Origin of the sequence: Hufsiella arboris, assembly GCF_009834875.1 — a bacterium.
GTDB lineage: Bacteria > Bacteroidota > Bacteroidia > Sphingobacteriales > Sphingobacteriaceae > Hufsiella_A > Hufsiella_A arboris.
Map to the genome: position 1 here is coordinate 315,354 of NZ_WVHT01000002.1, position 19,698 is coordinate 335,051.

General features: G+C 48.5%; 17 protein-coding genes. 9 read left to right on the top strand and 8 right to left on the bottom strand.

The features are described from left to right. From GS399_RS05130 to GS399_RS05140, 3 genes are all read right to left on the bottom strand, one after another. Window positions 1–2,778: a PIN domain-containing protein gene (locus tag GS399_RS05130; RefSeq protein WP_160843525.1), complete on the bottom strand. Its 2,778-nt coding sequence runs from the start codon at window positions 2,776–2,778 to the stop codon at window positions 1–3. 610 nt (window positions 2,779–3,388) lie between these two features. Next, window positions 3,389–3,568 (bottom strand): hypothetical protein, encoded by a 180-nt coding sequence (locus tag GS399_RS05135; RefSeq protein ID WP_160843526.1) that lies wholly within the window; start codon window positions 3,566–3,568, stop codon window positions 3,389–3,391. 222 nt (window positions 3,569–3,790) lie between these two features. After that, complete coding sequence (locus tag GS399_RS05140) at window positions 3,791–4,069, bottom strand: helix-turn-helix domain-containing protein (protein WP_160843527.1); 279 nt, start codon at window positions 4,067–4,069, stop codon at window positions 3,791–3,793. 317 nt (window positions 4,070–4,386) lie between these two features. Here GS399_RS05140 and GS399_RS05145 point away from each other — a divergent pair, with 317 nt between their 5' ends. The 4 genes from GS399_RS05145 (at window position 4,387) to GS399_RS05160 (ending at window position 10,815) form a co-directional block, all read left to right on the top strand. Continuing rightward, complete coding sequence (locus GS399_RS05145) at window positions 4,387–4,662, top strand: hypothetical protein (protein ID WP_160843528.1); 276 nt, start codon at window positions 4,387–4,389, stop codon at window positions 4,660–4,662. Between the two features lie 131 nt (window positions 4,663–4,793). Further along, on the top strand, window positions 4,794–6,173 hold the full coding sequence (locus tag GS399_RS05150) for a TlpA family protein disulfide reductase (protein ID WP_160843529.1): 1,380 nt from the start codon (window positions 4,794–4,796) through the stop codon (window positions 6,171–6,173). A 71-nt stretch (window positions 6,174–6,244) separates the two neighbouring features. After that, the gene (locus GS399_RS05155; protein ID WP_160843530.1) at window positions 6,245–9,430 is read left to right on the top strand and encodes a SusC/RagA family TonB-linked outer membrane protein; all 3,186 of its coding nucleotides are present in this window, start codon (window positions 6,245–6,247) and stop codon (window positions 9,428–9,430) included. A 20-nt stretch (window positions 9,431–9,450) separates the two neighbouring features. Next, window positions 9,451–10,815 (top strand): RagB/SusD family nutrient uptake outer membrane protein, encoded by a 1,365-nt coding sequence (locus GS399_RS05160; RefSeq protein WP_160843531.1) that lies wholly within the window; start codon window positions 9,451–9,453, stop codon window positions 10,813–10,815. Window positions 10,816–10,853: 38 nt separating this feature from the next. Here the strand turns inward: GS399_RS05160 and GS399_RS05165 are convergent, their stop codons facing one another. Then, window positions 10,854–11,129: a DUF6520 family protein gene (locus GS399_RS05165; protein ID WP_160843532.1), complete on the bottom strand. Its 276-nt coding sequence runs from the start codon at window positions 11,127–11,129 to the stop codon at window positions 10,854–10,856. Between the two features lie 111 nt (window positions 11,130–11,240). Then, a complete protein-coding gene (locus GS399_RS05170; RefSeq protein ID WP_160843533.1) occupies window positions 11,241–11,699 on the bottom strand; it encodes a MauE/DoxX family redox-associated membrane protein in 459 nt (152 codons plus the stop codon). Window positions 11,700–11,816: 117 nt separating this feature from the next. Here GS399_RS05170 and GS399_RS05175 point away from each other — a divergent pair, with 117 nt between their 5' ends. After that, window positions 11,817–14,828, top strand: a complete 3,012-nt coding sequence (locus GS399_RS05175) for a lantibiotic dehydratase (RefSeq protein ID WP_160843534.1) — start codon at window positions 11,817–11,819, stop codon at window positions 14,826–14,828. Here GS399_RS05175 and GS399_RS05180 read toward each other — a convergent pair. Together GS399_RS05180 and GS399_RS05185 are read right to left on the bottom strand one after the other, a co-directional pair. After that, window positions 14,825–15,556, bottom strand: a complete 732-nt coding sequence (locus GS399_RS05180) for a LytR/AlgR family response regulator transcription factor (RefSeq protein WP_160843535.1) — start codon at window positions 15,554–15,556, stop codon at window positions 14,825–14,827. The two genes, GS399_RS05175 and GS399_RS05180, sit on opposite strands and share 4 nt — an antisense overlap. After that, window positions 15,553–16,626, bottom strand: a complete 1,074-nt coding sequence (locus GS399_RS05185; protein ID WP_160843536.1) for a sensor histidine kinase — start codon at window positions 16,624–16,626, stop codon at window positions 15,553–15,555. The genes GS399_RS05180 and GS399_RS05185 overlap by 4 nt, the downstream gene beginning before the upstream one ends. 111 nt (window positions 16,627–16,737) lie before the next feature. Between GS399_RS05185 and GS399_RS05190 the strand changes: the two genes are divergently transcribed. Both GS399_RS05190 and GS399_RS05195 read left to right on the top strand, forming a co-directional pair. After that, a complete protein-coding gene (locus tag GS399_RS05190; RefSeq protein ID WP_160843537.1) occupies window positions 16,738–16,890 on the top strand; it encodes a hypothetical protein in 153 nt (50 codons plus the stop codon). A 60-nt stretch (window positions 16,891–16,950) separates the two neighbouring features. Beyond that, a complete protein-coding gene (locus GS399_RS05195) occupies window positions 16,951–18,192 on the top strand; it encodes a hypothetical protein (RefSeq protein WP_160843538.1) in 1,242 nt (413 codons plus the stop codon). On the opposite strand, the gene GS399_RS05200 is transcribed toward GS399_RS05195, so the two are convergent. Further along, entirely contained in the window at window positions 18,131–18,388 is a 258-nt protein-coding gene (locus tag GS399_RS05200; RefSeq protein WP_160843539.1) for a hypothetical protein, read from the bottom strand. The two genes, GS399_RS05195 and GS399_RS05200, sit on opposite strands and share 62 nt — an antisense overlap. 137 nt (window positions 18,389–18,525) lie before the next feature. Here GS399_RS05200 and GS399_RS05205 point away from each other — a divergent pair, with 137 nt between their 5' ends. Further along, window positions 18,526–18,780 carry a helix-turn-helix domain-containing protein gene (locus GS399_RS05205; protein ID WP_160843540.1) on the top strand — a complete coding sequence of 85 codons (255 nt, stop codon included), beginning with the start codon at window positions 18,526–18,528 and terminating at the stop codon, window positions 18,778–18,780. Between the two features lie 97 nt (window positions 18,781–18,877). After that, window positions 18,878–19,696: an RteC domain-containing protein gene (locus GS399_RS05210; protein ID WP_160843541.1), complete on the top strand. Its 819-nt coding sequence runs from the start codon at window positions 18,878–18,880 to the stop codon at window positions 19,694–19,696. Window positions 19,697–19,698 lie beyond the last annotated feature (2 nt).

Below are 19,698 nucleotides of genomic sequence, written 5' to 3' on the forward strand. Positions count from 1 at the left end.
TCAGCTTAGATGAACCGAAATTTGTATCAATGCCTGTTCAACTACTGGATCGGAATGTTCTTTTAAGTATGCCTGCATGACTTGTCTAAGCTTTTTTGAACGCGCCATAGCTTTATAGTAATATTTAGTCTTGTAATGGTTCAGCCATTCGCACCGAAAATTATTATAATCAAAAGCATCCATATTCAGTAGCCATGTGTAATAATCACCTGCTTCTTTAAGTCTTTCAAAACGTTTCAGTTTAACGTTGATATCGAATTTGAAACACATATTCACCAAGTCGTCTAGTCTTGTAATATATTCATCGTTGTGGCCGGTCGCAAAAGACCGAAAAGAATGCCCTTTTTTTGTCAAATCGACTTCATCGATTAGCTTGAACAATCGTTTTTCATCGAGAGAAATGATGTCATACATCGTTGCATAATAGAAAAGTGGAAATTCGAAATGCTCGGTCAGTTGCGTAATGATGGTGTCTGTAATAATTTTTTTTTGTGAGTCATTTGATTTTTTTGCGGTAAAACGGATCAGCTCAAGGGCCGGTATCTTTTCTCTATTTCTCTTCGTCGATAAAATAACTTGTAATATTTTTTGAATGGCGTTTGATTTAATTTTCCCGGTGGGGCTAGTGCTAATAATCGCAGCGAGAAGGTTAAATTCATAATCCCCAACAGTTTCTATAAAATAACTAAGGTAAGCTTTGTGAACGCTTTGATTAAAACACTTCCCTTTCATTGAAATAAAATCAGCAACGGCTGTTAGAACATTTCGATTCCAGGTGCTTTTATTCATAAGGTATGTGAGTACTTGTCGGGCGAATAGGTTGACATCGAAAGAATTTGGTTCCAGTAACGCTGCTAAAACTAGAAGATTTTGACTAATCTTATCATATTGCTGATGATAATGTTCGTTGTTTTCATGTTCTACATGTGACAATATGCCAAGTGTATCTTTCTTTGTATAAAAATGATTTTCTGCCATTTTTTGGAAGCCTCCATTAGCGTTCGAACGCTTATATTCTAAGTTTTTTAGGTTAAACCGTTCGAAATACTTTTCGATGGTTTTCTTGTTGCCGTATAATATGAATGCAGAAATCCAAAAATCATCAAAATATTCCAGCGCACTATTGTCCGTTTCTCGCATGGCATGAGAAGCAAATAACCCTTTTATGACATGATCGAACATCCGGTCCCAGTTCTCATATACATCGTAAACTATGAAATTTCCGTTGACGAACGTTTCCAATTCCGCAAATTCTGCAGTAAGACTATTTATATGGCTGTTTACACTCCAACCACCTTGCAGAAACGAGTGATAGTGATCCTCTATCTGCGATGAGAGCTGAACGATTCTGTCAAAGGCTGCTTTAAAGAATTTTCCGTCAGCTATATAAGCCAACAGATCATAGTCTGTAAATGACTTCAGCTTAACTGCTTCTTCTATAGGATCGATCTCTCTTAGGCTGTCAATCTCCTCTGCGCTAAGCGATGTAGGATAAAATACACTAGATGATAGAAAGCTGAGTTGTTGTAGGTTGAATTGACAGATAAAGTAAGTAATATATTGTTTTTGTTCGAAAGCCTCACTTCTTATAGCGATCATCATTCTTGCAGCCGTTGTATAATATCCGAATTGATAATTGTAGTAGGCGGTCTTCAGCTGATCTAAAGGATTCTCATGACTCTGGTTTAACTGGGCAAGACTTTTGTTCCACTCCAGTCTATTATATGCGCATCTCACACAATCGCAAGGACTGTGAGCGTGGTAGCGAATCATCACCGACGTAAGATCTGGGGCGCTATTAAGTTTGAAGATGAGATTTCCTGTCAGCCGAAGTAATACAAATTCCAACTTTTCTTTTGCATCGCTAACGCCTGCAAAAAGTGAATAGTCAACAATTGTTACTTCCCTTTTTTTTACTTGTATACCCGTAAACAATTTAACCAGTTCCGAACGTACATTATTTAGAGAAAACTGATAATAGTAGGCGTGTGAATTGGCAGATTTAGCAAAGGGGTAATACTTCTTGAGAAGATGAGGAGGAATGAAAGCCACCTCTGAATAGGTGTTTTTAAGCAAATGGTAAAGACTATCCAGATCGTGTTTTCGAACCGAAGCGTTATAACTGAATTTCTTATTTCGAACAATACTGTAGGTTAGCAAACGGTCCGGTAATATTAGCTCTGACATGCCATTTAAAAAGTCTGCTATCTCTCTAAAATATGCAATCTTGACTTTTGGAAAGCGGATCTGCAGATCAGGATGAATTGCTCGCTGAGGTGCTTCCGGATCGGCGAAATCTGTACTATTTGATGAAAGAAAAAAAAGTTTTGTTTCTCCAATTCTTTCACAGTGATGTGCCGCTGAGCCAAATATTTCCCAGTCGTTTTGACTGTCCCGTTTAATGTGAAATGGCGCAAGCCTTTTACGATACCTTTCAGCGAATTCAAATTCGATCTTTTCGGGTGTTGTAAGTAGTTCTGCGTTGTGAAGAAGACGGTCTATTTGCTCATATTGCAGTTCGATGTGGTTGACATTTATTGGAGTAGGTAAGGAAGCACTTCCGTCGCCTATCGATTGGCTATTTTGTTTCCGTAACTTCTTAACTATCCTTTCTTTATTAGCCGGTTTGTGTTTTTCCCATTCTTCAATAATCGTTTGGTGAGTTAAAAGCGTAATTTGACCAGTCTGGATGTAATTTTCCAGTTCGATAAGGTATCGGCCATATGCTTCAGAATGAACTAACTGGATTAAGGTACAATTGTCTATTAAAAGAATCATGAGAGTGTTAGGGATACAAGATATGAAACCGCAGCGGTATTGTAAACTGCTAACGAAATGAATTTTTAGATTTTTAAAGTGGATTTTTTAGTATACGTCGTGCATCAATAAGATCTTTCTCTTGTAATTTAAGTTCCTTTAAAATGAGCTTTATAAATGGAGTTCTCTATCAGATAAAGGCTTATGTTTAGAGAATTTTGGCTTGGATTTTGCCAGTTCGTCGATAACTGGCAATCAATTACCTCATAATCCTTTAAAGCAGTTCGTGCTATGACAAATTTTGTAAATGGTCTACTATAATGAACCTACCAAACGGTGCTCGCCTTCGCATCTTGTTAGAATATATAAATCGTAAACTCCCTTCTTTAAAAGGTTTAAAATTTACGCTTTGATTTTTAGCCACATTGTAAATCACTTCCACGTAAAAAGAACCCAAATGGTATAATCTCATCCGTAGTTTCCTTCTGCACGGCTGACAATGAAAATGCCTTCCCAGAAGGCAAGGACCTTCTGCTCGGTATCCGCTTGGATGAATTTGTGAAGGGTCATATTAAGGAACGATCGTGATCTGTTAGGATCGGTAGCGGTAATCTCCGGCTTATCGTTATACTTAATCACCGTTCCATCCACCAAAATCTTCTTTGATTTGAAATACTGTTCCTGCTTGAAAGAGAACTTGCACGATCACTCCTTTGATCGTAATAGCCAGTGCATTGTTCGGATAAGCTCCGTCGATGTTTAAAAGAGTGACACCTGATTTCCGCATAAGCGCCTTCGGTAACGGTTCCATAAATTTAAACGTGTTTATTGTATTTACTGTCCTCTTGGTTAGCCGGAATGCTGTCCTAGGCAAAGGAGTTGAAAGAGATCGTTAAAAACGTGACAAATAATTAATAGGTAGATTTTTTAATGATAACGGGTTTAGGAGGAATACGCGAAAAGTTACAGTTGTGTAGAGTGTATGGTTGTTATTGATCTAACTTCAAATGTTAATACAATACTTCAGCGATTGTCATTTAGGTCTGCGATCCTTACGTAGTGGTGAATGTTTCTTTAACTTAAAATCGAAATCAAATAATTCTTTTGGATGTACTTCTAATGCTTGTGCAATTGCCGCTAAGTTGCTTATAGATGTATTGCTCGTTCCTCGTTCGATCCTTCCGATCTGAATTAAGCTTAATCCTGTTCTGTCAACAAGGTCCTCTTGAACAATTCCCTTAGCTTTTCGAACTTCCAAAATCCGCGCCCTAATTTTATCTATAAACTCTTGATCTCTGTATTGTTTTGCCATAAACAAAGAGAGGATCGGATACTGTTTTTTATTAATACAAATTTGTAGTATTTAATTCTTTGTTTATATTCGTAGTGAAGATTGTTTAAAAACTGAAAAAAGAAATATTTTTGCGATAACTTCTTTAAGATTTTGAAGCATTCGCACTGAAGGTCTCGTGACTGAAAACTGGTAATTTAAAGACAACGAGGAATAAGTGATAGTGCTCACGCTACAGGCGTGGGCCTGCTTATTCGTTGTCGGGTATACCAGTACCTCAGTCACGATAAGTTAGGTTCCACGCCTGTTGCAATACAGGCGTCCACAAACTAATAAAAATGGATGCAGCTACAATTACTTTCTCCACAGATCGAACGATGCTACCCATATCGATCAAAAAATTCGTCGCTACAACCTCCACTTTAAAATCGCAAACAGGACTTTGGCGCTTGTTTTCCTTTGATGTCTCCGGGAAATTTTGTTCGTTGAATATGGCTCAGCGGGAGAATTTTTCCGTTTTTCAAAAAGAACAGAGGGTGGAGTTGGTGGCGCTGTATAAGTTAAATGGGGACGTTTCGCTGTTAAATGAAGGGAGGGCCGATGTGGATCGTTGACCTGGGTTTTCTTTTATGGACTGTTTTGATTTGCCCGCCTGAATAGGAGCGTTGCTCCGGGGTGCCGCGTTGTTTCTTGTTATCCGGCGGCATCTTTTAATCCTTGGTTTTTTACTGTTTAGTTTTTTAAAATGAAATCAAATTATTTCGTTAGGGGCGGGCTTTGGCCTTTGGGCTGGGTTGTTCGTGTGTTTTTATTGTTTGTTCCGGTGGTGCTGGTGCAGCTGTTTTCGGTGCTTGGGGTTTGCCGGGTCTATGGCGCCGGACGGGTTCGGATAGGGGAGCGGGTTCCGGATGTGGCGTTGTTCAGGGACGCGGGGGGGAAGGTGGTTCGCTTGTCGGGGTTGCGGGGGAAGCTGGTGGTGCTGGATTTCTGGGCGTCGTGGTGCGGTCCTTGTGTGAGCCGGATTCCGCTGGTGGATTCGCTGCAGGAGAGGTATGGTTCGGAGGTGCAGTTTGTGACGGTGACGTCGCAGACGGAGTCGGAGGTGGCTTCGTTTTTTAAGGCTTATAACGGGGGGAAGGGTAGCGTGGTGCCATGGGTAGTATCGGATTCGGAGCTGGGGGGTATGTTTCCGCATAATACGATTCCGCATTATGTGTGGATCGACTCGGCGGGGGTGTACCGGACGTTCTCCCAGTCGGTGAGTGATGCGGGTCTGCGGGAGGCGTTTAAAAAGGGGCGTTTTAAGGTGCAGGATCTGAAGGATGTCGAGCTGCTGCCGTATGATTATAAGCGGCCGCTGTTTCTTTCAGGGAACGGGGGTGAGGCGGGCAGGCTGGATTATTATTCGTTGCTGACGGGCTTTAGCGAGCATCTGGGTTCGGGATCGAGTATCCTGGTGGATAGTGTGCGGATGAAGATTACGGCGCATAATTGTTCGCTGATCAATCTGTACTGGCTGGCGTACTGCGGGGGAAATCCTTTGCGATTCCAAACTTTTAATACGCGGGTGGAGACAATGGATTCCGCCAGGGTGATTAGCGGGAAGGTGGGGCTGGAGTATATTGATTTCCTGCGTAAAGGGGGCGGTTATTGTTATGAGCTGCTGCTGCCGGCTTCGATGGCGGCGGAGGGTTACCGGATGATGCAGGCGGATCTTGCGCGGTTCTTTCCTTATAAACCTTTTATCGAAAAGAAGGAGGTTCCCTGCCTGGCGCTGGTACGGACTTCTTCGGTGGATAAGCTGCTGCCGCATGATAAGGAGGCAGAGCCGGTGAATGACTTTAAGCCGGCTTCGGTGGTGTTGCGGAATTTCTGGCTGGATGCTTTTACGGCGTATTTGTCGCTGCGGATGAGTAAGCTGGGTTTGCGGGTGGTGAACCAGACGGGGTTGGATCACCCGGTGGATATGGAGCTGGGTGTGTTGCTGTCGGATTTGGAGGCGACCAATAAGGCGCTGGCGGCGTACGACCTGAAGCTGGTGAAAAGTACGTCGGTGCTGGAAACTTTTGTCCTGCGGGACGGGGCGGGTTCCTTGAGTGCTTCGCCGGTTAAGCGGTCTGAATAATTTTTTAGTAGTTATTGATGTGATTAGGTTCAATCTGCATCAATTTATATCAATCAATCAAACCTTTTTTGATGAAAAAATACCTTGTTTTTTATGGGCTGTTGCTGCTGGCTGGTGTTCCGGCGGTGGCGCAGCAGACGCTTTCGGGCGTGGTGCTCCGGGCGGGTTCTGACAGGCCGCTTGCAGGGGCGACGGTTGTTTCGCGCCGTTCGGGGCAGCAGGTGTCTGCCGGGGCGGATGGCGGATTTAAGTTGAATGTTTTGCTGCCGGATACGCTGGCGGTGTCGTTCGTGGGTTTTAGCCGCAAGCTGGTTCCGGTGGGTTCGCTGGTTTCGCTGCGTGTTGTGCTGGAGGAGAATGGGGGGATGCTGGATGAGGTGGTGGTGTCGACGGGTTACCAGCGTTTGTCGCCGGAGCGGACGACGGGTGCGTTTTCGGCTATCGGAAAGGATCAGCTGAATTACCGCACGAGCACGGGAATTATTGACCGGATGGAGGATTTTGCGGCGGGTGTGTCGTTTAACCGGGGTGTGGGTGGTACGGCGGGGGTGAATGCTTCGCGGACGGGGATCAGTGTGCGGGGCCAGAGTACGCTGTTTGCCAGGGGGGATCCGCTGGTGGTGCTGGATAATTTCCCGTATACGGGGGATATCGATAATATCAATCCGAATGACGTGGAGTCGGTTACGGTGTTGAAGGATGCGGCGGCGGCTTCGATCTGGGGCGCGCAGGCGGGTAACGGGGTGATTGTGATCACTACGAAGAAGGGGCGCTATAACCAGCGCACGCAATTATCGGTTAACGGGAATGTGACGGTGGCCCGGCGGCCGGATTTGTTTTATGTGCCGCAGATGTCGTCCTCGGATTATATCGATATGGAGGAGAAGCTGTTTGGGGAGGGTTATTACCAGGAGCTGGAACAAACGCCGGGCTACCCGGGCCTGACGCCAGTGGTGGAGCTGCTGATCGCGGGACGGGACGGGGTTATGCCTGCTTCGGAGGTATCGTCACGGATCGACGCGCTGCTCGGGGTGGATACGCGGACGGACCTGCGGGATTATTTTTACCAGACGGCGCTGCTCCAGCAGTATGCGGGGAGCCTGTCGGGCGGTACGGCCGGCCAGCGCTTTAACTTGTCGGTGGGCTATGATCATAACCGCTACCAGCAGGTGGGTAATTCCTATAGCCGGGTGACGGTGAACGGGAATTATTCGTATGGGTTTTTTAAGAATAAGCTGGAGCTGCAGACGGGCCTTTATTATACGGGAAGCCGCAATGAGCTGAACCGTGCGGCGCAGGTGACGTTCCCGAATTATCATTCGGTTTATCCATATGCAGATTTGGTGGATGGCAGTGGCAGGGCGCTTGCCGTGGAGACGATCCGGCCGGAGGCGGCGGCGTATGCCGCCAGCAAGGGATTATTGGACTGGTCGTACCGGCCGTATGAGGAGGTAGGATTGTCGGATAACCGGCTGAAGGATCTGAACTATTTGGTGAATGCGGGACTGACCTGGCATGTGCTGCCGGGGCTGAACGGTTCGCTGCTGTACCAGTATGGCCGGGACGAGCTGCGGGGCAGGAATCTGCAGGCTCAGGGGACGTATTATACGCGTAATGAGATTAACCGGCTGACGGCGGTGGATGCGGATGGCAACTTGATAAGGCCGGTGCCGCTGGGCGGGATTTTGGATGAGAGCAGCACCGAGACGCTGCAGCAAAACTTCCGGGCGCAGCTTGATTTTGAGCGGGTGCTGGGGGGACGTCACCGGGTGTCGGCGCTGGTGGGATATGAGCGGCGGCAGTCGGATGGCAGCAGTGTGCAATGGCGCAGTTACGGCTATGATGTCACGCATGAGGCTGCCCAGGTAGTGGATTACCTGGGGATGTATACGTCTTTTCTGGATCCTTACGATGATTCCCAGCAGCTGGTTTACCTGGATGAGCGGGGAGGGGCGGCGCTGCGGAACCTTTCGTATTATGCGAACGGGGCTTATACGTTTGATAACCGCTATACGGCTTCGGGGAGCCTGCGCTTTGACCAGTCGAATATCTTCGGCGTGAATACGAACCAGAAGGGGGTGCCGCTGTATTCGGTGGGGCTGGGATGGAATGTGAGCAATGAGCCGTTTTTTAAGCTGGCCTGGCTGCCTTACCTGAAGCTGCGGGCTTCCCTGGGCGAAAACGGGAACGTGGATAACTCGCTGTCGGCTTATCCGACTGCGGCTTATGAAAATGGAACGACGACGCTGACGCGTTTGCCGTATGCGCGGCTGATCAATCCGCCGAACCCGGATCTGCGCTGGGAGAGGGTTCGGACCTGGAACGTGGGGCTGGATTTTAACCTGCGGAACAGTGTGCTGGGGGGCAGTATCGATTATTACCGGAAGCGGGGCCTGGACCTGATCGGGCAGACGCCGTATCCGCCGTCGTCGGGGATCACTTCGTTTAAAGGGAATTATGCTTCAACTTCGGGAAGCGGGCTGGAGCTGACGCTGAATTCCCGGAACCTGGATGGGGTATTCAAGTGGTATAGCGGCCTGGTGCTGACTTTTCAGCACGATGAGGTGACGGGTTACTCGCAGCAGGCGACGGCTTCAAACGTGTTCAGTTTTGCCCCTGTAAAGGGAAAGCCGCTTTACTCAGTGTTCAGTTATCCCTGGGCGGGTTTGGACGGGCAGACAGGGCAACCGCAGGGTACTGTTGACGGGCAGCTGAGCACGGACTACGCGGCGATCCGCAATACGCCGGTAACGGCAATGGACTATAACGGGCCGGCGCGTCCGGCGACTTTCGGTGCGCTTCGCAATACGTTTCTTTTTAAGGGTTTTTCGCTGTCGGCGAATATCAGCTTTCGCCTGGGTTATTATATCCGGACGCAGTCGGTGGTGTACAGCGATGTGCTTTCGGGGCAGGGCAGCAACGGGGATTATGAGAAGCGGTGGATGAAGCCGGGTGATGAGTCGCTTACTTCGGTGCCTGGTCTTCCGGAGGGCATAGACTATAACCGGGACTGGTTCTATATCAATTCCTCGGTGCTGGTTAAGAAGGGGGATCATATCCGGTTCCAGGATGTGAACTTGTCTTATACGCTGGATAAGAAGCGGATGGACTGGCTGCCTTTTCCGCAGGCGCAGCTGTACCTGTATGCCAATAACCTGGGTATTCTCTGGCAGGCAAATGATACGGGCCTTGATCCGGACTACCAGAGCGGGCCGCCGCCGTTTAGCTTTTCGGCGGGTTTGAAAGCGGATTTTTAATTGAATGAAAAATTTAAATCATGAAGAACTTACTACTTTTTACGGCGCTGATTTTTTTTCTGGCGCTGTGCGGATCCTGCAATAAGGATGTACTGGACGAGAAGCCGGACAAATCGCAATTGGTGCCCACAACGCTGGATGATTTCCAGGAGTTGCTGAATAATAATGATTTGATGAACCTGAGCGGGGGGCTGAGCTCGCTGTCGACGGATGATCTGTATAATGAAAGCGGCCTGCCGTCTTCGACGGCGCTGGAACGCAATGCGTATCCCTGGCTTGCGGATATTTACCAGGGCAGCACGCTGTCGCCGGACTGGAATACGCCTTACCAGCAGGTGCTTTATGCCAATATTGTGCTGGACGGGCTGGCCGGGGTTAACCGCCCGGAAGATGCGGAACGCTTCGACCAGGTGAAGGGTGAGGCGCTGTTTTTTCGCTGCTGGGCGTTTTTTAACCTGGCTCAGTTGTTTTGTGTGCCGTATTCACCGGCCAATGAAGGCCGGCCGGGGATACCGATGCCGCTGAGTTCGAATGTGAACGTCCGGCCGCCGCGGGGTACGCTGAAGGCGGTGTATGACCGGGTGCTGGCGGACCTGGCGGAGGCGAAAGGTCTTTTGCCGGAGCGCAGTACGGTGCTCACGCATCCTTCAAAGGCAGGGATTGCTGCGTTCCTGTCTCGCATTTACCTGGTGATGGGGGATTATGCTGCGGCGCGGGCGGCGGCTTCGGAAGCTCTTGGCTTTAATTCACAGCTGACGGACTTTAATACATTGAATTTTACGGCGACCTATACGTTTCCGGTGCCGCTGCCTAACCAGCGGGAGGAGATTGCTTTTTACAATAACTCGGTGGGCTACTCTTTTTTCAATGCCTCGACGACGTTTGTCGATTCGCTTTTGTACCGTTCTTATGGGGCGAATGATCTGCGCAGGCAGGCTTTTTTTGTAACAAAGGCCTTGGGTAAGGTGCAGTTTAAGGGGAATTATTCGGGTGGAAGGGCTTTGTTTACGGGGTTGGCGACAGATGAAATTTACCTGAACCGGGCGGAGGCTTCGGCGCGCCTGGGTGATGGGCAGGCGGCGATGACCGATCTGAATACGCTGCTGAAGACCCGCTATAAGACGGGGACGTTTACAGGCTTGCAGGCAGCGGATGCGGGACAGGCGCTGAGGCTGGTGATGTCCGAGCGGCGGAAGGAGCTGATAAACCGGGGGATCCGCTGGACGGATTTAAGGCGGTATAACCTGGAGAAGGATTTCGCGGTGACACTGCGACGGATGACTGCCGGGGCTGAATATACGCTGCCGCCGGATGATCCGCGGTATGTTTTTCCGATACCACCAGCGGAGCTGCAGCAGAATAATTTGGAGCAGAATCCGCGTTAGGCAAGAAAAGCTCCGCAGGGGTGCTGCGGAGCTTTCGCTTACTGAAGCTGGCCGTTATTGGTGACGATTTCCGTTGCGTGGCTCATGGTCGAAGCATAATTGCTGGGGCCGTTAACCGGGGTGTAATTACTGGGAAAACGAACCTTACAGGCGTCGTCGGCAGCTTCACATTGCTGGTTGCTGAAAGCCTGCCAGTTGTAATTTTCATCACGGATATACACGGTTCCTGCTCTTTTTTCAGCTGGTTTGAAGGCGAAGGCGGCGCTGAGGCCGAGGATGAGTGCTGCAAGAGCACTGAATGATGGTTTTTTCATGATGTTAAATTTAAATGAGTGTTTGTTGGACTATTGCCGCCTTGCGACCGGGTGGCGGCATCCCGGGGCTTATCAGAGGCGTTTGATCCCTGCTAAGCCGGTTATTGCTTGTTATCCGTTGGGTCTGACCTCCTTTTTATAGTAAAGTATAGTGCCCGCTATGGTGAGCAGCAGGTATGCGATATTGAAAATAAAGTGTACCTGCCAGTTCATTGCTTTCAGTACGCCTCCGCAGGAACAGGGAACGCGGGGAAAGAAATGAAAGAGTACCAGGCCGGTGTAAATGCTGAATGCGAGCATGAGGCCAAGGGAACAAGCCAGCCCATGGGAAAGGGTCTGCCGTCGGGTTAATAGTAAGGCGGTAATAAGCTCAGCGGCAGGAAGCAGGTAGGCCAGCGCCCCGGCTATAGGATCAGGAAAGACCTGGTTGTGCAGCTGGTACTGGAAATCTTTCCAGTCGAGCAGTTTGCTGGTGGCTGTATAAACGAAAAGAAGGATGAGCAGGAACCGGGTTATGCCGATGAAAAGAATTCCTGCTCTTGGCGGCTGACGGACTTGAACTGTGGTCATGGACTAAAGTTCCGCAGTAAGGGGCTGGCTTAACAGTATGATTTAGGTGGTTATGGCTTTTTACCAGTTTCATACCCCTTGTAATTTTTGTGATTTATTTGATACGTAATTGTCTGCATGCCTGATTTGAAATTTTTTGAGCAGCTGGTGCTGCGTACACCGTATTACTCGTGCAGTTCTTACAGGGAAACCGGTTTGCAGGGCTTTTTGGATGACCCGCGTTTCCGTCTGGCGGTTTATCTGGCCTCGCCGGAGTTTTACCGGGTGCTGAAACGGCGTTCCTTTGTCGCGGCTTCCCTGAATAAAAAGGAGACTTTTTCGCTTCGTAAATATGTTAACCGGATGTGTTTCAGGCCAACGCCCTACGGGGCTTTTGCCGCGGTAGGTTTGGTTGGCTGGGAGAATCAGGAAAGAGATGAGGATGTCAAAGCGGGCTACAAACTGCACGTATTGCCGGACCAGGGTGTCAGCCTGCACCTGGCCGAGATGCTGCTGGCGGCACGGTTTGATGATATCGTCTGGCAACTTAATCCGGTGCTGTATACCAGCGGCGGACAGCATCGTTTTGTGCGAACGAATCTTTCGGAGAAGATACGGTTCCGTATGGAATCGCTGGAAACTAATTTGTTGTCGGCTTCGCTGTTCCGCTGGATGGAAGAAAGGCCGCGAAGGGGGTCGGAATTGATCGGCTGGCTGATGGATTTTACGGGTTGCACGGAAGCGGATGCCCGTGACTACGCGGCATTTCTGCGGCAGAGTACGATTGTGATGAGTTCGCTGGCGCCTAATTTGACGGGAGCGGATTACCTGGAGCGGCTTGTCTCGGCGGCTGAGATGAAGGGAAATGAAATGGCGGGGGAGCTGGCTGCATTGCTCAGGGGCTTGCGGGAAGACGACTGTTGCGATCTGGGGTCTCTCATGAACGCAGGTGGCAGGCTGGAAGAACTTGCGGGTGAAGTGCCCGCTTCGCGCAGTGCTTTTTATGCAGTGCTGGAGCGGGCTTATGAGCTGCCGCCTGTAGGAGGTGCTTTACAGGAAGAATTAGCAGGGACGCTGAAATGCTTAAAGGCGCTGACGCCGCCAGCCGGGGACGCCCATGCTTTAAAGGATTTCGTGAGGCGCTTCCGGCAGCGTTTTGACCAGCGTAAAATACCGCTTTTGGAGGCGCTGGATCCGGACTGCGGAATTGATTACAGCGGGCTTGCCCGCCAGCATGGCGGCAGCGCGCTGCTGGAGGATTTGGAATTTCGTCCCGCTGAGGACCGGTCGGGGGAGCTGCGCTGGTCTGCTGCGCATAAATTATTGCTTGGTAAATGGGCTGCACAGGCGGATAAGTCGGTACCGCTGATATTGACGAAAGAGGATTTGAAGGTACTGGGCGACGACGCTGTGGAAGAGCGTTTGCCGCCCAGTTTCCCCGTATTATTCCGCAGGACCCGTGAGGGGCTGCTTATCGATTCGGCGGGCGCAGCTTCGTCGCTTTCGTTGCTGGGAAGGTTCGGTCATACATGCCCGGGTATCGGCCGTTATTGTGAGGAGATCGCCCGGTGGGAGCAGCAGCAAAATCCGGGGGTGTTGTTTGCTGAGTTGTGCCAGCTATCGGATGCGCATGCGGACAATATTAACCGAAGGGGGAGTTATTACGATTATGAAATTCCGGTAAATGCGGTATCGCTGAAAGATCCTGCCCAGGTTATCTCTCTGAGTGATCTGGCGGTTTCGGTGGCTGGGGGAAAGGTGGTTTTGGAGTCGCTTAGCCGCAATAAGATAGTGGTTCCGCGGCTGTCGAGCGCTTATAATTATTCGCAAAACAGTCTTTCGGTATTCCGTTTTTTATGTGATCTGCAATACCAGGGTTTGCGATGGAATTTCAGTTTTGATTTTAAATCGTTGTTCCCGGGACTGAATTTTTATCCGCGTGTGCAGTATGGGCAGACGATTATTTCGCCCGCGCAATGGCTGTTAAAAGCCGAATCGATGAAAAATAGTTCGATTGGCAAGCTCAGGGAGAATCTCGGTCTGCCGGATAAAGTTGCTTTTGCACGGTTTGACCAGCAACTGGTTTTTGATCTCAACCGGCCGGAGGAAGCGGAATTTTTCGGGGAGGTGATGGCTGCTGCCAGGGGTGATATCCAGTTGACAGAACATTTCGGGCCGGCAGCGGATATAACGGGTAATGCTAAAGGGGCGATGGCCAATCAGTTTATTGCCGTGCTGGGAAACAGGCAGGTTACCTACGAGGGTGAGCAAACAAGCGATCACACGGTTCGCAGGCCCAAAGATTTTATTCTGGGAAGCCGGTGGCTGTTTTTAAAATTGTTTTGTACGCCTTCGATGTCTAACCAGATCCTGGTCGGGTGTTTTTTCCCTTTGCTGAAGCGCCTTCAGCGGGAAGACCGCATTGCCGGTTGGTTTTTTATCCGTTATAATTCGCCGGACTATCACCTTCGCCTGCGTGTGCTGCTCAATGGGGATAATCTTGGAGAAATCTTAAGTCTTTTTCGGAGCAGGGTTTCCAATCAGTTGAATGCACAGTTGATCCACGATTACCAGGCCGATACGTACCGCCCCGAGATCGAGCGTTATTCCGTCAGGCTTATAGAGGGCATCGAACAATTGTTTATGGCATCAAGTAACCTGACAGCGGCTTATATCAGCAGGTTGCAAAAAGTGCCTTCCGCTGCGGCTTATCATAGCCTGGCTTTTGTCCTGCTGCGTGATTTGCTGACGCTGATGTTGCCTTCGGACGAGGAACGCCTAAATTTTCTTGGGCAGTTGTCGATTAGCTTTTACGCAGAGTTTTCGCGGGAAAAGCATTTGCGTATCAGCCTGGACAGGCAATTCCGGCAATTGCGGCCCGGGCTTAAGCGGCTGCTGGCAGATCCGTTGTTCTATCGTTCGCTGGGGCTGCTTGGTTATCGTCAACAGGTGATGGATAGCGCAGGCAAACTGGCTGAACGCTCTGGTCGGCTGAACCGGAAACGGCGATGGAAACTTCTCTCGGATATCCTGCATATGCAGTTTAACCGGTTATTTGTGGACGATCAGCGCAAGCAGGAAATGGTTGTTTATTACCACTATCATAAGTTTTTTAAAGGAGAGCTTGCCGTATCAGCGGGAGCCGCTTAATCACCTGTCTGCCCTTTGTCTTTAGGCCGGAAGGAATCCATGTAGTTGTAAAAGGCTTCGCTGTAAGACCGGCCAATGTTAAGGGTCTTTTTACCGCGAAGCGTTACCTGGCCTTTTTCAACGCTGACGATTGCGTTGTTGTTGATGATAAACGATTTATGAATCCTGGAAAAGTGTTGCGGCGGTAGCGCACGGAAAATTGATTCCATGGAGCTGTAGGTCATAATGCTCCTGCTTTCCAGTTGGATGTTTATATAGTTAAGAGCCCCTTCGATGTAGACGATATCGGCAAGCTGGACTTTGTTGATTTTGCCTTTCTGCCCTGCCTTGACATAAATAAACTGTTCCCCGACGCTTCGCTGGGCGGGCGACTCCCGGAGGTAGCGCTTTGCTTTATTGACGCTTTTTAAAAATCGTTCGTAGGAATAGGGTTTTAACAGGTAGTCAATGGCATTGTGTTCGAAGGCTTCAAAAGCATGCTGACGGTGTGCGGTGGTGAAAATGACGGCGGTGTAGATTTCCATAATAGCGGCGAATTCCAGCCCGTTGATGCCGGGCATCTGTACGTCCGCAAACGTAAGGTCGACCGGGCAGTCCCCGGTAATTTCCTGCATGGCTACAGCCGGGTCGGTCGCCGTGCCGGTAAGTTTCAGCCCGGGAGTCTTTTCAATGAAGTTTTTCAGGTAGTCGATAGCAAACGGTTCGTCATCAAGAATGTAGCAGTTCATGGTAAAAGTGATAGTTTAAGGGTTAAGTGAAAATATTGACCGGCTTGCCTGGTATCGAACTGATACTTTCCGGGGTAGGCGGTTTCAAGGCGAGTCAGGGTGTTGCCGATGCCAAGGCCGTAGCCGGGCTTGTGAATTTCGTTCTTTTTATTGGAGGAGATGTAACTTAATTGCTGGTTTTTGTCAATCGAGATCCTGATGTTTGCCGGATCCCGCGGATCTGAAAGATCGCCGTGCTTGAGGACGTTTTCTGTTAGCGTGACTAGTAAAAGCGGTAGTACTTTAACGGAACTGAAGTCTCCGCTGATATCCAGGTCCAGGTATTGACGCCCGTCCTTATGCAGGGCGGACAGGCTGATAATATTTTTTACTTGTTCGATTTCGTTTTCAAGGGTGGTATAACCGGACGGATCAGCTCCTTCCAGGGAATAGCGCATGACATCGGCCAGGAGCATTACTCCCTCCGAGGCCAGCCGGGTTGATTGCTTACTGATATTGGCCTGTATAAAATGCAAGGAGTTGAACAGCATATGCGGATTGATCTGCTGTTGCAGGAAGGCGTTTTGTGACAAAGCGAGATTTCTTTCCAGCTCAGCGTTTTGTTTAGCGCTGATAAGGGATTGTCGTTCGGCTTCCATTGCGGTTTTCCGGTAATTGATCATCCGGACGAAGGCCCAGCAGAGGGTGCTCAATCCCATCATATAAATACCTCGGAAGAAGGGAAGGCTGATGAAGTTCTTTTTAAAATCGAGGAACTTAACGGGACCTGTCTTACTATAAATTAGCTGGTCAAGCAGATTGTTGACGACAACGTAGAGCAGTATTTCCGCCAGGACCCATCCGGCTGCCCGCAGATACGGTAGTTTCCGCTGATCAAATGCAAGGTTGAGGCCGTAAGCGTGGAGGTAGAAGAGACTAATGTTCAGCCCGTAGTAAGTTGCATAGCGGGAAACGCTGGAAAAGGTGGAGAACACGAAGTAATACATCGAGATCTCGTATACTATCAAAGCCGCCCAGCCTGCCAGGTGAACGGAAAGCGGTGGAGTAAAACCGGACTTGATTGATGACATCGTTTTATAGATTAATTTCTTTGTCGTTGATATATAGCAAACTGTTGTTGGTATAATTTTATAGATCGGAATCTTTTGTAATTATATTTTTAATAAATAAACTAAAAAATTATGAAAAGTGTAAGATTAAAAGATCTGAAAAAACGTTCGACGGTTTTATTTGATTATGGCACTGGTGTTGCACAGCCCGCTTTAAATCCTACAGAGTCGGATCCCACTACCGTAACGATCACCGTTTTAACGACAGTGAGTCATTTAAAGTAACCGGCCCTGGAACGTTTTGAATGCAACAGCCCGCCAAGGGCTGTTTTTTTGTCTTATAGAATGGTAATATTGCTGCACGATGAATTAAATATATTGACTCAACTGGGCTCTTCGATCAGTCCCGCGGCTTACGAAAGTGATCTGTCTGCTGCAGGCCAGCGGGAAAGCTGGGAGAGGGAGCTGGACCGGGAATGTAGCCGGCTGAAAGCGCTGTGGACCGGTATCCTGTTTGACGTATTAAAGGACCGCCTGCTGGAGCGGTATATACAATTTAACCAGACAAGGCTGATTGATTTATGTAACCTGGTTCAGGCTGACCTGGGTGAAACGTCAAAAAAAGCGGCGCCTGCTTTCGTTTCAGATCATCGGCATTTGGGTGAAAAATACCTTTCTGCATTATTTGATCTGCTTAATTTTATTGAGCGTTATTTTACAAAGTTTTTTAACCAGGACCTCGAGGTTCCAAGAGCTTATCTGGCGTTGTCACTGAACGAAATGCGGGAGACAATCCGGCAAATCGATGAAACAATGCTTAACCGGCAGATAGATCTGCATTTGCAGGAATGTATCCGGGCCTACCTTAAAGGCTGCGGCGAAGCCGGTCCCCGTCTTGCCTTAACATACCGTCAACTGATTTACCTGAAAACCTTTGTGGAGGAGCTTAACGGCGACCTGGCGGCGGAACCAACAGTCAATATCAATCTCAGGCTGGCCCGTAAACTGGTTTACCTGAATTTCAATCAGCTGTCTTTTTTTGCCTATTGTCAGGATATGATCCGGGCTGAGGCTGATGATTCGGATATGTATGAGCATCAGCAGGCGGTATACTTGCGCTATCTTACGTCGCTAAAATCCACGCAGACCAAGCCGGATGTCTTTTATCATAAAGACTGGCCTTCGGTAAAACATATGCTGGAAAGCTGGTTGCAGGATGAAGTGACTGCTGTCGGAATTTTGATCAGTAACCAGTTGCCACAAGGGGCAGTGCTGCCTGCCAAGATTGACAAGGCGGCTTTGAATCTTTCCGTAGCACAGCTGGCCTGCCTGCTGCGGATGATGGTCGAGGAACAGGTTTTCCTGTCGGACAATGTCAGCGAGTTGTTCCGTTTTATTGCAGCTCATTACCGCTCTAAACGGCAGGAGCATATTTCAGCGGGTAGTTTGAGCAAAGAGTTTTATGGAATCAGCCAGGTAACGGCCGCTAACGTTTTGGGTTTGTTACAGCGAATGTCCAGCCGGATTAATAAGCATTACTTCCCGGTAGTTCTTGCAGCCGGTCTAGCAGGTTTTTTTGGGTCATAAATCCGACCAGCTCTCCCAGCCAGTTATAATTGAAATCTTCCTTGGATAACAGTTGTTGCACCGGGGTGTTAGCGATGTCCTCCAGTGTACGGAAACCCATGAGTTTACTCCGAAGTGAGAAAACTTCACTGAGGCCGAGCTCCTGCACGGGTTGTTGCATGATGGAATAAGTCGTGGTGTTTAGCGGTTCACTCATGGTGCAATCGGTATAAATGTACTGAACGTGAATGGTTACAACAGTATAAATTTAAAAAAAAAATTACGACTTTGCTACTTTAAAGTAGGACTTTTTAAGGGGTAAATTAGAAGGCTGCGATTCTTTTATTTAGCGGTATGGCCGCATCGCGTAAAAAAGTTTCTAATCCGGTACAGGAGAAAGCGCTCCGTCAGCTGGGTGATCGCTTACGAAAGATTCGCATGGAACAGGGCTATGGCAATTATGAAAAGTTTGCCCTAAAACATAATATCGCCCGTGCCCAGTACGGGCGATATGAAAACGGAGAGGATCTTAAATTTACCACCCTGGTAAATATCGTTCACGAGATGGGTATGTCTTTAAAAGATTTTTTCGACGAGGGTTTTGATTAGTCTTTAAATTCTTGAAAGGGTAGTAAAGGGTAGTATACTACTTACTTACTTTTTCGCCGTCGCCAGGTTTTTTTCCTTTGTTAAAAAAAAGGAAAAAATGGAAGATCTGGTATGCCGGCTGGAAGCTGCCTTATCTGCGGCTATCTCCGCTCTCGGTGAGTCACAAAGCGAAGACGCGGCATTTTATTATCATGCTGTTTTATTAGCCAGAAAGGCGATGCTCATCCTGCGCCGTTATACCACAGCGGAGATGTTGCAGGCGATACCATCCCAAATCAACTACTTTAAGAAGTTGAAGCCGAGGCTTTACAACCGCTTTATTTACTTTGTCACTTTTTATTCGATCGAATGCGAACGGCCCATTGGAAATAAGGATCATCAGCTGGCCTATTACCGGTCAAAAAAAGAGGCGCTTGGCAATTTCATTGAGCAGCACCGAGAATTTTACAGGTATTACCGCAGCGGACAAACATACCTGGATGAAGTCTACTTCGTCCTTTGCAGCCGGGAGAAATTTTTGCCGGTGGTGGATTTCCACGCCGAGCCTGGATTCAGCTCTTCGCACGATTACTTGCTTGCCAAAATCCAGGCCTATGAGCAGGTAATAGCAGTCCTGGACAGGAAATTCCGGAAGCTGCGTTTTTGTGATAGAAAGATACAGTTAAAGTGGACGGCCTCACAGGCGGCTTTCGTTGAACTGGTGTATGCCTTTCATTGCTGCGGGGTATTCAATCACGGGGGTATAACGATCAGGGAGCTGGCAAGGGAATTAAGCGAATTTTTTCAAACGGAACCGGGTGATTTATACCGCCTTTTCCAGGACTGCCGTTTCCGGAAAAAGGACCGTACGAAGTTCCTTAGTTTTCTTAGCAAAGGGTTATTACAGCATATGGATGGCCTGGATGCATATAAATAAGT